Source organism: Bacillus salipaludis (assembly GCF_030938565.1).
GTDB classification, from domain to species: Bacteria; Bacillota; Bacilli; order Bacillales; family Cytobacillaceae; genus Neobacillus; species Neobacillus salipaludis_A.
Genome location: NZ_JAVGVR010000001.1, coordinates 125,143 through 138,854, shown reverse-complemented (window position 1 = coordinate 138,854; position 13,712 = coordinate 125,143). Strand labels below are relative to the sequence as shown.

Below are 13,712 nucleotides of genomic sequence, written 5' to 3'. Positions count from 1 at the left end.
ATTAGAAAGGAGCAGAATCGATGGATTTTAATGTTTTATTTGAAAATGGCAATTTTCCCTTTTTACTCAAAGGGTTGAGCATTACCCTTACGATGACTTTTTTTGCACTTATATTAAGTTCTATTATCGGCTTGCTTATCGGGATTGGAGGTATGTCAAAAAATAAAACGATTTCTTTCCTTTGTTCCGTGTATTTGGCTTGGTTTAGGGGAACCCCACTGCTTGTACAGCTGATGATCCTTTATTATGGGCTGTCCATTGGCTTGGGGCTTGATTTGACCGCTACGGTTGCCGGTGTTTTAGGGATGGGAATGTACAGCGGGGCTTATGTTTCAGAAATTGTTCGCGGATCGATTCAGTCTATTGAAAAAGGACAAATGGAAGCTGGGCGTTCACTTGGATTAAGCCATTGGCAGACGATGAGAAAAATTATCTTACCACAGGCATTGCGAAGAATGCTTCCTCCATTGGCCAATGAATTTATTGCCTTAACAAAGAATTCCTCCTTGCTGTCCGTTATTACTGTACCTGAATTGATGAGGGCAGGAAATTCGATTGTATCCAGTAACTTTAAGTATTTTGAAATCTATATCGCAATCGCGGTTTTATATTTTGTGGTTAACTTCATGATTTCTAAAATCATTAGCTATTTCGAAAAGAGATTGCATGCAGGGGTGGCGCGTGTATGATTACAGTCAAAGAGATCAACAAACATTATGGGACACACCATGTTTTAAAAAATATAAGTTTGGAAATCGAAAAAGGCGAAGTCGTTGTCATTATCGGTCCGAGCGGTTCAGGAAAAAGCACGTTTCTGCGCTGCCTAAACTATTTAGAGCAAATCCAAGATGGTGTTATTGAGATTGAAGGGGAACCAATCGGGCTTCTACAGCAAGGCCCCAAAAAAGCAGAGATGGCTCAAAAAGAATTGAATGCAATGAGAGAAAAAGTGGGGATGGTATTTCAAAATTTCAACTTATTTCCTCATAAAAGCGTCCTGGAGAATGTGATCCTCGCCCCTCTGACTTTAGGAAGGATGAAAAGGAAAGAATCAATAGAAGTGGCGAAGGAGCTGCTAAAAAAGGTAGGATTAGCTGAAAAAGCAGAGGCCTATCCAGATAATCTTTCTGGCGGACAAAAACAAAGGGTAGCGATTGCACGGGCATTGGCCATGAAGCCGCATATTATGCTGTTTGATGAGCCTACTTCGGCACTGGATCCGGAACTCGTAGGGGAAGTGTTAGCTGTAATGAAAGAACTTGCAGCGGAAGGAATGACCATGATTATTGTAACCCATGAAATGGGATTCGCTAAAGAGGTGGCCGACCGTGTTGTGGTGATGGATGATGGGCGGATTATTGAGGATGGACCGCCTTCTATTATTTTTTCAACTCCACGAAGTGAAAGAACGAAGAGTTTCTTAAGTAAAGTACTAGCACATTAAATAAATCGTGCGGGCCAGGCTCCAACAAGGTTAATAAAAAAAGTAGGTGAAAATTCCAAGCGGCAATTTTCGCCTATTTCTTTTTTAGGGATTTTCCTACAATTACAAGGAGAGGACGGTAAGCAGTATGTATACGATTACAGCAAAAGGGATTTGGTCAGGGCGTGTGGACAGCGAAAACGTTTCTGATCTGTTTCGATTACATCAAGTTATTCATATTGAGGATTTATCTGCTTTTCAGGAAGTGCAAACCACCCCAGCGATTGGAATCATCGGCTTTAAATGTGATGAGGGGGTTAGAAGGAATAAAGGAAGGGTGGGCGCTTATCATGCACCGGATGAGATTCGGAGAGCACTCTCTTCCATACCAGGACATTTGGTATCTAGTGGGAAACTGTATGACTTCGGCAATGTTAGCTGTGATGATGGGAATTTGGAGCAAGCCCAAGCCGAACTAGGTGAATATGTCCAAAAAATGATGAGTTTCAATATTTTTCCGGTCATCATCGGCGGCGGACATGAAGTCGCATATGGGCACTTTTTAGGGTTAAAGCCATACTGGAAACAAGGCAGGCAAGTTGGGATCGTTAATTTTGATGCCCATTTTGACATGCGTCACTATGATGAAACGACGAGTTCCGGAACGATGTTTAAGCAAATGGCAGATGAACTGGCAAACGAAAACCTTGCATTCGAATATATGTGCATAGGCATTCAGCGCTACGGAAATACAAAGCATCTATTTGATACGGCAAAACAATACGGATGTGAGTATATTCTAGAGGATGAGATGGCACAACTTGGTATGGAACGGGTCATTAAGCAAATCAATGCGTTTATCCAAAGGAATGATACGGTGATGGTAACCTTATGCAGTGATGTCATTGGAGCTGGCTATGCCCCCGGTGTAAGCGCCCCACAGCCCTTTGGAATGGAACCGAAAGTACTGAGGGCATTATTAAAAGAAGCGGTGAAGCATAAGAAAACAGTAAGTTTTGATATTGCTGAAATTAACCCAAAGCTTGATTTGGACAATCGAACGGTTAAACTGGCAGCTGCTTTTATTGTAGAAGTAATTGATAGTGTTTTGTCAAAGGAGAGTGACCATGGGGACGGTTTTCCCGGCTTTTTTTATAATGATGATGAATACAACAGATCCTTATTGAGCAGGAGCTTTAGTGAGGCTCCAATTTAATAGCTTTTTTACATTTTTCATTTTAAGAAATCGGGCACGTTTCTAGAACAAAAAAAGTGATTTTCTAAATAATTCAGATTGTTTAATAAATAAATCCCAATTTCTCAGTTATGACACTGAGAGATTGGGATTTTTAATACTTGAATATCCTTAAGGTTGCCCTAGACGCAGGCAATTAGTTTCTTTTTTCTTTAAACAGACTTTTTCAAAGTACCGGTTTGTTTAGATTCATTTGTTAATTGACTTGATAATAGATAGGCAACTAAAATGTATCTTTTGGGTGCATCTCCGATAAAGTTAAATGGATAGCAGGTTGAAACCGTTAGCGTGGCTACCGGTTTCGGAACGATAACCGTCCTATCATCTTTATCAACGATTCTTACCTTTTTTATCTTATAGGTAAACTTGCCCGCTGAAGTAGTAACAACAAGCAGGTCTCCTTTTCCAACCTGTCCCAGCCTTCGAAAAACGGTAATCCGATGCCCTGATAACACGGAATTATCATTTTCCCCAGGGAGAACACTTTGCGCATAATGCCCAACACCCTTTGATAATTCATCTTCATCTGAACCTTCAAAAATAGGTAATTCAGCTTTAAGCTTAGGAATGTATAATTCCCCAAATTGTTCATCTTTTTTCGGACGAACGGTGTATAATTCTTGGGACATGGCCACTTGTTTGTTTTGGACTTCAGGCTTTTTAGTTGAGTTAGAAATGGCTGAAACTGTGTCCGGTTTATGCATTTTGTACATAAAATATCCCAGTAAGAACTTATAGCCATTTGTGGTTGAAATAGCTAAACCTGTTGCGATCAATAGAATCGAAACAATTAGGGTTATTTTTGTCTTTTTTCTTTTCATCCTAAGCTGCCTTTCTTCTTAAGGAAAAGTAAAGACCGGCCCCTCCTAAAATCAAGAGCATTCCAATGAGAACATTCTGAACATAATTTCCAGCCGTATTCGGAAGCTCACCGCCTTTTACAGTTTTCATCACAGGATGTAGAACTGCCTTTTTCCCTTTTACAACATGCTTTGCGATTGGCTTTGCCTTCACAACCTCTTTCACTTTGTCAGTTGTAGTGCTTAAATCTTTACCAACTTGTTTAACGGTATCAGAGTCCACCATTTCTCCTGTGATAAGTAGGTCCGCCAAAAAGTTGCCGTCCAAGTCTGAAATGGTTACTTTCAATTTTGCATTAACCAGTTCTTCCATTTTTAATATATCTAGTATAGTTAAAGGTGTTTCATTTTCCCCTTTTACAAGAACGAAATCTATCTTTAACTCCAGCATCGTTGTTAACTCTTGATAAATGGACAAAAGTTCCTGGATCTGGTCGGCAGTTAACTGGTCTATCGTTTGAAATTGTTGAAAAGCTTCCATTCTTTGTGCCAATTTGTCCATTTGATCGAGGGCTTCAGGTGTGGATAGTTTCTCCTCTAATCCTTTTAAATGGTCCGCTAAATTTGTTAATTCTTGATCTGTAAGTCCAAATTCATCCTGGAACATAGTTAACAGTTCTTTAATAGAATCTGGGTCCAGTTCATTTCCTGATCCGCTGTCATCCGGATTTAAATAAAAGTAGACTGCTTGATCAAGATCGTCTACAAATACATAGTCGTTGATGTCTTCACCGTTTTCTTTTAATAAGGCAGTAATTTGTTCAATGGATAAACCGTAATCATCCTTCATATAGGCTAAATTACTATAATCCGATTTAATCACTTCACCAAGAAATTCCTTTAATCCATCGGGACCGTTCACGGTTTTAAAATTCCCCAAAGTTTCATCATAATTACTGAGAGACATCTCAATGTCATCTTTTGATACTGTAAACCCGCGGGTCTGGCTGACTTCATTCAAATAAGTTTGTAAATCAGCATCAAAATCGGAGTTTTCGGCTGCAAATGCCAGCTTTGGTATGAATCCTAAAAATAAAACTAATGAAATGACAATCCTAGCAATTTTCCCCACACTTCTTCCTCATTTCTACATTTCTAGTTGATATTCTTCCAATAAATTATACTTTTAGAATCACCTTAAGTAATTATTAATTTCTTTTTTTAAAATAATTAGGAAGAAATGCACATCCGAAAAAGGGGATTGATGGTAGTCCCTAGTACTTTTTTCGTGATAATTGTTAAATATTATCTTGGACCCCCACTCAAGAGCCCGGCTCAGCTAAAGTTTAAAGTATTAAAGCGCGGTTGATGGAAAAGATTGAAAAAGAGTTTAACTTCAGTTTCTAATTAAACGTGTGTGTAGATGCCCAGTTTGTCGAAACGAGTATAATTATGCGTGATGTAGTCATTGTTTGATAGTTTGGGAGATAAATCGGGAAAAATTAAACAAAATTATCGACAAAATATTTCCTCGGAAAGAGGACAATGTTCGTTTTCCAAAGGGCTTTTGGCGGTTTTAATCAAACGTTTGTTTAAAGCTTGAAGTCGTCGAATGATGTCATTTAAAACCATTTTTGCCGGGGACTGGTCAGTTGGAAGGTCTATTGACCCGGTTACCTTTGAACATAGCTTTCCGTTCCAATCCACATGATCGATCCTTTACATGAATGATTGCCCAATGATAACTATTAAATAAATAAAAAAACACAAAGCAGATGCTTTGTGCAAAATAGGGATGGCTAAATTACTAACAGGTTGAGGAGGTGATCAGAAAATGTTCCCATTCTATTACTTCCAGTTCCTTTTGAATTTAAAAGTCTCTTGTATATAACCATAAACGGACACGGGGGACATAATCATTTGATAGCCTAGAACGAAAACAATAAAGCCAAAGATATTTTTACGGATTCTAAGGTTTAAAGGTTTAAATACATAATTTCTTTGATAGAAATAAAGAATGCTATAGCTTATTAATGTTAAGGGAAGAACCAGTAATGTCATCGGCCCGACAATCCAGTAGTATCCAAAAAACATCAATATCAATCCAGGAATCCAACATAGTGTATAGGTAAGATCTAAATACGGCATGATTAAATTAATGCCGGTTAAGTATTTTACATAAGTTTCAGGCTGATTCCAGGGTTTTATTTCATTTAATCCTTCTATCATTCCTCTTGCCCATCTTGCTCTTTGGCGGACAAAGTGTTTAAGGTTGCTAGGAACCTCGGTGAAAGAAACGGCCAGCGGCTCAAAGTATACTTTCCATTTTTTATTGAGTAAACGCCAGGTTAAGACAATATCTTCACCAATTGCATCTGGCCAGCCGCCGACTTCTTGAATGCATTCTGTTTTATAAAGACTATAAGCACCTTGGGCTACCAATGTCCCTTGATACAAACCTTGTAGTCTTTTAATCGATGCGATCCCCAAGAAGTAATCCCATTCTTGAATTTTTGTCCATAAATTCTCCCGGCTGTTTTTCGCTAGAACGGATCCGGCAACGGCACAAACATCATTCGGGCTGGATTTCATCCGTGCTACAAGATAACGAATCGATGATGGATGAAGCAGGGTATCTGCATCAATGGTAATGACGTAAGGAGTTGTAACGAGCGCTAACGCCTTGTTTAAGGCATGGAATTTACCCGGTTTCTCTTCATTAAGTACTTCAATATCCATGCTTAATTGTTTTTTTGCTTTTAATGTTTCCTGGACGGTTTGATCGGTAGAGCCATTATTGATGACAAAGACTTTAATTTTTCCTTGATAATCTTGTTTATCAATGTAATCCAGCGTTTGATAGATTTTTTCTTCTTCATTGTGGGCAGCAATGAGGATGGTGATCTTATCACTAGGAAATTCGTTTTTATAGGCTGGCTGGCGGTCTAGAATTAAGCTAGCGACTAAAAAGGCATTCATATATCCGGGAATGTAAGAGATCCCTCCGATGATGAGTAATGCAATTGGAAAAGAAACAATATGGGAGAGATCTTTTAGCCAGGGGAGTGCTATATAAATTGAAAAACACATCCATACGAATGCAGTGAAATGGCTGATCCAAAACTTTGTTTTTATTGGAATGTAAAATCTGTTTTTGTACTCATTATTTATTCTGGTGTTGATGGGATTGAATGTAGGTTTCATAGGAGTTTAAGCCTTTCATAGGAAATGAATATAAAACTAATAATTTATAAAATATCACATCTTACAGATTTTGTAATGAATTTCTACGTTTTTTCGACAAAGTATTTTTTGGAAATGGGTCAAGGTTCGATTTTAAAAGCTTTTTTGCTTCATCATCGCATGAATAACTGTCGTTAGCCCTTTTGAAATTTGAGATATGTTGAAAATCATCAAAAATTGGAGATGGGAATAAGTACCTATAAACTAGCACAAGCAATCTGTTTAAATGAGAATATACTAAAAAGAGAAATAAAAGAAATCACATAAGCATATTGAACTTACAAATGAATTACTTTATAAAATGACTTACGTTAAAGGGGTGATTGGTAATTGGAGACTAAGAAAATAAAAAGAACTGCAGTCGATTCTATCCTTTATACAGAAGTTGACGATTGTAAAACGGACGATCAAACAGATGATTGGGATGTCCAATTTGAAGGAAGTGAAAGTTAAAAGACCATGGGGACGGTTCTGTCGGCTTTTTTATTCCAATAAATTTATAAAATAGGCCAAGATAACTGAAGTGCCCCTATTGCAAGGAAACAGCGGATAAGGGATCTTGGGGAAATCCTTAGAAAACAATCATCTTAAGTGTAGATAGGGAAAGAGAGAAGTGTTCAGAGCACTTCTCTTTTTTGAGATCAACAAATTTTAAAGCACGAAAACAGCTTTAAATAAAGACAAAAACATTTCTTTTAATAAAAAACTTCACCTGCTATAACACCCAAAATAATAAGAATGTCTAATGTTACAAGTATCCTCATCCATAATTTCATAGAGTGCCCTCCAATCTTTCATGTTTTATATAAGGAATTTTCTATCGAATAAAACAAATACCACATTAATAAATATACGCGTAACCTTTAGGAAGATGAAAAGGAATTGAATATATAACGAAAGTAAAGGCTATCCACTACTTTTATCTTTTTCTTCCCTTCTTAAAACCTAAGTAAAACACACTCAAACTATAGGCTGCAAATCCAAAAATAGCCATAATAACTTTCTTATGCGATTTCCATAGTAAGGCCATATTGGAAATAAGAATTCCTTTCGTATGTAAATAATAGAGATAGACGATTAGCAGGGATAGGAAAATAAGAAAGATCACCTTAAGTAATTGAAAAAAACTTACATTTTCAAGAAAAGCTGTTTTCTGTTTCTTCTTTTTTGAGGAAGATTTTTTTATTGCCCTTGTTTCAGTCATCGGATGCTCCTTTCGATTTTTAGTTAGAAAGAATATTTTTGGTATATTCGAGATTTGTATTAAAACGATATTGTTTTTTATAAGCATACAAAATAAATAATACGAATTAAATAAGAAAGCTCTGATCAGGAATAGGAAGATAGATGATAAGAAAGGAAGTGGTATTTATAGGAAAAATATATTGACGTTGATAATCATTCTCATATAAAATATTGAATGAAAATGATAATCAATATCAATTGTTTTCCCTCAACCCTTTTTTGCATTTCAATTAAATAAATGAAGCAGCAATAGAATGATAGAGTGAGTGGTTATGAATGTTGATTATGCTGATGATAGATGGAGGGGGTGTAGAAGTATGGCATGTTCAATACTTGTTGTAGGTGGGATTATTTAGACGTGAGTGCTAAAAATTATGAACGGATTGTATAAATCATTATTTTAATCTTATTGGTTGGAAAGTAGGTTTTTATGATATGCGGAAAATCATTGGAAAAATTCATTTATGGTTAAGCATGCTGGTAGGTTTATTTATCGTACTGATTGGAATAACAGGAAGTGTACTTGTTTTTGAACCAGAATTAAATCACGTTATAAATCCTCATTTATTTAACGTAACAGAGGGGGAAAAAGTAACCTACCAACAAGCTTTGGATACGGTATCAAACAAATATCCAAAAGGGGAAATTAAACGTGTATATACACCAGATGAACCAGATGCGAAAGGAGTTTACTTATTTCGTCTGAAAGAGGGTGAAAAGCAGCAAGAGATCTATGTTGACCCGGGAACCGGAGAGATCAATGGAACATTAGATGATCATGCATTGCTTAATATCCTCCTTGATTTTCATAAATCACTCCTCCTTGAAGATTTTAAAGGTGAGAATATTGTCGGTATCATTGGATTTCTATTCTTCTTTATCACGTTGTCAGGAATCTATTTATGGTGGCCAGGAATAAAAAAGTGGACAAGTGGTTTTAGAATGCGACGCAATAAAAACGTTTTTGTGAAGAATTACGATTTACATAAAGTCATCGGGGCAGTATCCCTGCCATTTTTATTGATTGTTTCATTAACAGGTGCTCTTTTTACATATGACGAGGCCCTTTTTGGCTGGTTTGGCGTTAAGGCAAAGGTAACACCTCCAGAGGAGAAACTTATTTCTAAGCCTCTTCCAACTGGTAAGCTTCCACTAGACCTTTTATTAAGTAGTGCTGAAAAAGAAGTACCTAATGGAATGATTACTCAAGTTAGAATGCCAGAAAAAATGGAGCAAGGAATGTCTGAAGGGGCTGTAGAAATTCGCCTTAGCCGTTCTTACGATCCTGGAGATGGAAACATACGAGTATGGGTAGACCAGTATAGTGGAAAAATAGTAGGAAAGTTAGATCCAAAAATAAACCGTGGGCTACTTTATCAAATATGGCATTTTCCCTTACATACAGGAACTTTTGGAGGAATATTCACAAAAATTTTATATGCAATTGGCGGTCTTACTCCATCCATTCTCATGATTACAGGAACTTATATGTGGTGGTTTAAGAAAAAGAACAAAAGAAAACAAAGAAAGAGAACCGTTCAAGCTGCATAATGAAAACTTGTTTTCATTTTCGTTAAATCTTTTGTTTTTTGATATTTAGGGGTGAGGCCCTCATTTGACATGATCTCAGTATGTATAACGAAAGATTAAAACTCGCCAAAAAATCATCCGGCGAGTTTTTGGGTTTTAATTTACTATTAGATATATCAAATTATGACCTCGAAACTATATCATGAAACAGCAGAACCGTCTGCAATTTTTACGTTCTAGCAGCTGGGCGAATGACCCTGCCGGCTCTTGCACCAGTATATTCACCATTATGAACGGTTAGCTGGCCATTAACAGAACATGGTGAATACCCGTTGGTCCGACTAAAGGGTTATGAAACGTTCCGCAATCGGCGATTGTGTCAGGGGCAAAGACGACAAGATCGGCTTGATAGCCAACCTTTATCATCTACCGTCATGAAGTCTCATTAATTGCGCAGGAGCACTGGTCATTTTTCGAATGGCCTGTTCAAGCGTTAATGCTCCATCTTCTCTTACGTATTTTCTCAGGACCCTTAGGAAGGTACCGGTTAACCTTGGATGTCGCTTTCCGCTAAAAATACCATCGGAGCCAACCATTTGCAAGGGATGGCACATGCCGAGCAATACGTCCTCTTCCAGTCCCCAATGAATCACCATTGTGACACTTCCTCTTTCTTCGATTAAAAGGTCGAAAGCGGCGTGCTCAGGTGTTTTTCCATTCAGTTCAGCAATTTCGATGACACTTTTTCCTTCTATAGGCGGCAATTTCGATTAAGGGGGAAATTCTCTAATACTGTCCAAACTTCCGACAACTTTCTTGCATCTCTTTATTAAGAAACCTATACAATAGAAGGATTTACTCAGTTTCTAATCAAACGTTTGTATAGAAGCCCAGTTTGTCGAAACTGGTACAATTATTCGAGATAAAGTCATAGTTTGATAGTTTGGGAGATAAATCGGGAAAAGCTAGAAAATATTATCGACAAAATATTTCCTCGGAAACTAGACAATGTTCGTTTTTCAAAAGGCTTTGAGGTGGTTTTAATCAAACGTTTGATTGAAAAAATTTGTATCAGAATTTGTCGGTTTATACGGATTAGGCGCTCTCTTCTTAATTTTAAAGTGGTCATGAGCGAATATCTTACGAGAACCGGTGCGGCTGACTAAACCGGCAAAGCATTGTCTATGCGAAGAGCTAAGCATCTCTGGGGGCTACTGATTTCGTTGCAAATAATAAATGTCCCTCTTCAGAAGAGGGACATTTATTATTGTGGTGGAAACAGAAACTCTTTTCATGTAGTAGAATTTGTTGACTAAAGGGCCTTTAGGTTGCCTCAGTAAACCAGCAGAACCGTCCCCGTGGGTCCTTTTCACATTAACCTTTGTGCAGTACACAATGAGGTTAAGTAGTTAAAATAGGTCATTTTATTTTTAAAAAATATGTGGTAGAATATACCGAATGTTTGTTCTGTATTTTGGATAGAATAAGAACATGGACATAACGATGGTACAGGATGGGTACCAAGGGATTGGCACGAAAATGAAATATAAAGCCATGCATATGGATTTGATCGAAAATCCTAATGGATAGGTTTATGGAAACGAAAGGGGAAAGAATATGATTACACAGAACGAAACCTCTCAAAATGGAGGGACATTTGGGAGCTTAAGTAATTTATTATTGGTCATTATCATGATTCTTGGTGTGTTTGTAGCTATTTTGAATGAAACGCTGCTAAATGTAGCTTTATCAAAAATTATGAATGATATTGGAATCACACCGAGTACTGCGCAGTGGCTGTCAACGGGATACCTGCTGATGATCGGAGTGCTTATACCAGTTACTGCTTATTTGATTCAACGGTTTACCACTAGAACCTTATTTCTTGGGGCTATGTGCTTGTTTACGGTGGGAACATTTATTGCGGCGATCGCACCGGGGTTTACCACGCTTTTATTAGGGAGGGTGCTCCAAGCTTCGGGTACCGGGCTGCTCTTTCCTTTACTAACCAATGTAGTATTTTCTATTGTACCGATCGAAAAAAGGGGTTCGGCAATGGGGACGATTGGAATCGTCATAACATTTGCTCCTGCGATTGGTCCCACTCTTTCAGGAATCATTGTCGAACATTACAGCTGGAGGGTTCTCTTTTATGGTGTCCTGCCGATTGCGCTATTTGTCATCCTCTTTGCCTTTTTTAAGCTCAAAAATGTAACGGAAACGACGAATCCAAAGATTGATCCGATTTCGCTTTTGCTTTCAACCTTAGGATTCGGGGGCATTGTATACGGATTCAGCAGCTCCGGAACTGAGGGCTGGTCAAGCCTTGGAGTCCTTATCCCGATTGCTATTGGTGTTATTGCCTTGGTGCTGTTTACTTGGAGACAATTGACCATTTCACACCCGTTGCTCGATTTAAGAACATTTAAATACACTATTTTTAGACTTTCTACGCTTATCATGATGATTATCATGATGGCAATGTTTTCTGCGATGATGCTGCTGCCGATTTTTCTGCAGAATGCGTTAGGGTACAGTCCGTTTAAGGCCGGTTTAGTCATGCTTCCAGGCGGAATTGTTATGGGGATAATGTCGCCAATCACAGGCCGATTATTTGATAAATTCGGCGCGAAAGTGCTTGCGTTAGTTGGTTTAGGATTAATTGCGATTACCTTATGGCAATTTGCTTTTATTACATTATCAACTTCCTACAGCACCATTATGATTTTCAATACATTATTAATGTTAGGTATTTCGATGGTTATGATGCCGGTTATGACTAACGCATTAAATGAGCTGCCCCCTGCGTTATATCCGCACGGTACAGCGATAATCAGCACGCTTCAGCAAGTGGCGGGTGCTGTCGGAACAGCATTGCTTGTGTCTGTTATGACCAATAGCTCTAGTCGCTTTATGGAAAATACGGTGATGAAAGATGATTCAACCTTACCCATTTTAGCGATGATTGCTGGAATGAAAAGTGCGTTCTTACTGGCATTCGGATTAGTTGCCATCGCATGGATTGCTTCATTTTTACTTAAACGGGCGTCATCTCAAGAATTAAATATGAAGCAGCCGTCTCCGAATTGATAATTCTGATTTGGCTGAATAGGAGTTTAAATGATTTGTTTTCTGTTGCATTCTTAATAATGGGATATAGAGAAAATGCTGTGTGAATTACCACACAGCATTTTTTTCGTGTTGTATATGCGGCAGTGATTCATTGCCGATAACCTTCTAAGGCATTATCTTGAAGAATCGCATACATTTTCAACATCTTTAAAGATTGACGGATTTATTCCTGTTATTTCCTTTACTTTCCTCCAACTCCCTATAATGTTTGATTTTTTCTTCAATCTTAAAAAGATTATTTTGTAAATCTTTTATTTGTTCCAGAACATTTTTTTGATGTATTTCTAATAATTTACGCCGCAAACTTATTGTAGAATCGCCTTTACTTCGCAGGTCAGAAAACTGTTTCATTTCAGCCACGGGCATATCGGTTATTTCAGGGAGGGGGTTAGATATGCAATCCGTTATTAACGGAAGTCAAATTAAGGAAGCTTTAAACGAACAATGGCTAAACCCTGATAAAATGGTGTTCATGCAATCATCGGGTATAAAATACACTTACGTTGACTGCAATAAGGTCCCTGGATGCAATCAAACCTATTGTGTAAAAGATATGTATTTATCTGATGGAACAAAAATGGATATGGACGGGATCTAGACAGTTACATTAAATGAATTTTTGGCAACTCTCTACGAATGCTTTTAAATGTTTATTCAAAGTTAATTAGGATAATTGGTGATTATGTGATACACTTTGTTTACCATTTGATTTACTGTTTACATGTACCCTACTCATTCGTGAGTGGGGTTTCTTGCTTTTAAGATAAATAAAAAACAGACTCTATAAAGAGCCTGCTTAAGGTTAGGTTTATTATTAAGCTTTACGCACGTTAGCTGCTTGAGCACCACGTTGACCTTGCTCAACATCGAAAGTCACAGCTTGACCTTCTTCTAAAGATTTGAAACCTTCGCCTTGAATAGCTGAGAAATGAACGAATACGTCTTCTCCACCTTCACGTTCGATGAATCCGAAGCCTTTTTCGCTGTTAAACCATTTTACTTTACCATTTTCCATTTTTGTTGCCTCCTAGTGTGTAAACACACACATTGTATTACTATCCTTGCTCTCAGTGATCATCAAGAC

The 13,712-nt window shown here is 37.7% G+C and carries 14 protein-coding genes; 7 read left to right on the top strand and 7 right to left on the bottom strand.

Annotated elements, in window-relative coordinates:
• The first annotated feature begins 20 nt into the window (after positions 1 to 20).
• The 3 genes from RCG21_RS00635 (at position 21) to hutG (ending at position 2,639) form a co-directional block, all read left to right on the top strand.
• On the top strand, positions 21 to 689 hold the full coding sequence (locus RCG21_RS00635) for an amino acid ABC transporter permease (RefSeq protein ID WP_133333099.1): 669 nt from the start codon (positions 21 to 23) through the stop codon (positions 687 to 689).
• Positions 686 to 1,444, top strand: a complete 759-nt coding sequence (locus tag RCG21_RS00630) for an amino acid ABC transporter ATP-binding protein (RefSeq protein WP_133333100.1) — start codon at positions 686 to 688, stop codon at positions 1,442 to 1,444. The genes RCG21_RS00635 and RCG21_RS00630 overlap by 4 nt, the downstream gene beginning before the upstream one ends.
• A 127-nt stretch (positions 1,445 to 1,571) precedes the next feature.
• Positions 1,572 to 2,639: a formimidoylglutamase gene (gene hutG, locus RCG21_RS00625; RefSeq protein WP_308912706.1), complete on the top strand. Its 1,068-nt coding sequence runs from the start codon at positions 1,572 to 1,574 to the stop codon at positions 2,637 to 2,639.
• A 191-nt stretch (positions 2,640 to 2,830) separates the two neighbouring features.
• Here hutG and srtD read toward each other — a convergent pair whose 3' ends face one another.
• The 3 genes from srtD to RCG21_RS00610 all read right to left on the bottom strand — a co-directional run bounded on the left by srtD (position 2,831) and on the right by RCG21_RS00610 (position 6,682).
• A complete protein-coding gene (srtD, locus tag RCG21_RS00620) occupies positions 2,831 to 3,499 on the bottom strand; it encodes a class D sortase, LPxTATN-specific (RefSeq protein ID WP_308912705.1) in 669 nt (222 codons plus the stop codon).
• Position 3,500: 1 nt separating this feature from the next.
• Positions 3,501 to 4,610, bottom strand: coding sequence for a processed acidic surface protein (locus RCG21_RS00615; RefSeq protein ID WP_308912704.1), 1,110 nt, complete (start codon positions 4,608 to 4,610; stop codon positions 3,501 to 3,503).
• A 716-nt stretch (positions 4,611 to 5,326) separates the two neighbouring features.
• Positions 5,327 to 6,682, bottom strand: coding sequence for a glycosyltransferase family 2 protein (locus RCG21_RS00610; RefSeq protein ID WP_308912703.1), 1,356 nt, complete (start codon positions 6,680 to 6,682; stop codon positions 5,327 to 5,329).
• 369 nt (positions 6,683 to 7,051) lie between these two features.
• On the opposite strand from RCG21_RS00610, the gene RCG21_RS00605 reads away from it, so the two are divergent.
• Positions 7,052 to 7,174, top strand: a complete 123-nt coding sequence (locus tag RCG21_RS00605; protein ID WP_308912702.1) for a hypothetical protein — start codon at positions 7,052 to 7,054, stop codon at positions 7,172 to 7,174.
• 466 nt (positions 7,175 to 7,640) lie between these two features.
• Here the strand turns inward: RCG21_RS00605 and RCG21_RS00600 are convergent, their stop codons facing one another.
• Positions 7,641 to 7,925 (bottom strand): hypothetical protein, encoded by a 285-nt coding sequence (locus RCG21_RS00600; RefSeq protein WP_308912701.1) that lies wholly within the window; start codon positions 7,923 to 7,925, stop codon positions 7,641 to 7,643.
• A 476-nt stretch (positions 7,926 to 8,401) separates the two neighbouring features.
• Between RCG21_RS00600 and RCG21_RS00595 the strand changes: the two genes are divergently transcribed.
• A complete protein-coding gene (locus RCG21_RS00595) occupies positions 8,402 to 9,517 on the top strand; it encodes a PepSY-associated TM helix domain-containing protein (RefSeq protein WP_308912700.1) in 1,116 nt (371 codons plus the stop codon).
• 276 nt (positions 9,518 to 9,793) lie between these two features.
• Here the strand turns inward: RCG21_RS00595 and RCG21_RS00590 are convergent, their stop codons facing one another.
• Together RCG21_RS00590 and RCG21_RS00585 are read right to left on the bottom strand one after the other, a co-directional pair.
• Positions 9,794 to 9,922, bottom strand: coding sequence for a hypothetical protein (locus RCG21_RS00590; protein WP_308912699.1), 129 nt, complete (start codon positions 9,920 to 9,922; stop codon positions 9,794 to 9,796).
• Entirely contained in the window at positions 9,919 to 10,152 is a 234-nt protein-coding gene (locus RCG21_RS00585) for a hypothetical protein (RefSeq protein ID WP_308912698.1), read from the bottom strand. Before RCG21_RS00585 ends, RCG21_RS00590 begins: the two co-directional genes overlap by 4 nt.
• Positions 10,153 to 11,113: 961 nt before the next feature.
• Between RCG21_RS00585 and RCG21_RS00580 the strand changes: the two genes are divergently transcribed.
• A complete protein-coding gene (locus RCG21_RS00580) occupies positions 11,114 to 12,586 on the top strand; it encodes a DHA2 family efflux MFS transporter permease subunit (RefSeq protein WP_308912697.1) in 1,473 nt (490 codons plus the stop codon).
• A 436-nt stretch (positions 12,587 to 13,022) separates the two neighbouring features.
• Positions 13,023 to 13,226, top strand: a complete 204-nt coding sequence (locus RCG21_RS00575; protein WP_308912696.1) for a 5'-nucleotidase C-terminal domain-containing protein — start codon at positions 13,023 to 13,025, stop codon at positions 13,224 to 13,226.
• A gap of 216 nt (positions 13,227 to 13,442) precedes the next feature.
• Here RCG21_RS00575 and RCG21_RS00570 read toward each other — a convergent pair whose 3' ends face one another.
• Entirely contained in the window at positions 13,443 to 13,643 is a 201-nt protein-coding gene (locus RCG21_RS00570) for a cold-shock protein (RefSeq protein ID WP_028401851.1), read from the bottom strand.
• Positions 13,644 to 13,712 lie beyond the last annotated feature (69 nt).

Excerpts from the sequence above, each read along its gene's own strand:
- RCG21_RS00635 (WP_133333099.1), top strand. The coding sequence starts at position 21 with ATGGATTTTAATGTTTTATTTGAAAATGGCAATTTTCCCTTTTTACTC.
- RCG21_RS00630 (WP_133333100.1), top strand. The coding sequence starts at position 686 with ATGATTACAGTCAAAGAGATCAACAAACATTATGGGACACACCATGTT.
- hutG (WP_308912706.1), top strand. The coding sequence starts at position 1,572 with ATGTATACGATTACAGCAAAAGGGATTTGGTCAGGGCGTGTGGACAGC.
- srtD (WP_308912705.1), bottom strand. The coding sequence starts at position 3,499 with ATGAAAAGAAAAAAGACAAAAATAACCCTAATTGTTTCGATTCTATTG.
- RCG21_RS00610 (WP_308912703.1), bottom strand. The coding sequence starts at position 6,682 with ATGAAACCTACATTCAATCCCATCAACACCAGAATAAATAATGAGTAC.
- RCG21_RS00600 (WP_308912701.1), bottom strand. The coding sequence starts at position 7,925 with ATGACTGAAACAAGGGCAATAAAAAAATCTTCCTCAAAAAAGAAGAAA.
- RCG21_RS00595 (WP_308912700.1), top strand. The coding sequence starts at position 8,402 with ATGCGGAAAATCATTGGAAAAATTCATTTATGGTTAAGCATGCTGGTA.
- RCG21_RS00590 (WP_308912699.1), bottom strand. The coding sequence starts at position 9,922 with ATGATAAAGGTTGGCTATCAAGCCGATCTTGTCGTCTTTGCCCCTGAC.
- RCG21_RS00585 (WP_308912698.1), bottom strand. The coding sequence starts at position 10,152 with ATGGTGATTCATTGGGGACTGGAAGAGGACGTATTGCTCGGCATGTGC.
- RCG21_RS00580 (WP_308912697.1), top strand. The coding sequence starts at position 11,114 with ATGATTACACAGAACGAAACCTCTCAAAATGGAGGGACATTTGGGAGC.
- RCG21_RS00575 (WP_308912696.1), top strand. The coding sequence starts at position 13,023 with ATGCAATCCGTTATTAACGGAAGTCAAATTAAGGAAGCTTTAAACGAA.
- RCG21_RS00570 (WP_028401851.1), bottom strand. The coding sequence starts at position 13,643 with ATGGAAAATGGTAAAGTAAAATGGTTTAACAGCGAAAAAGGCTTCGGA.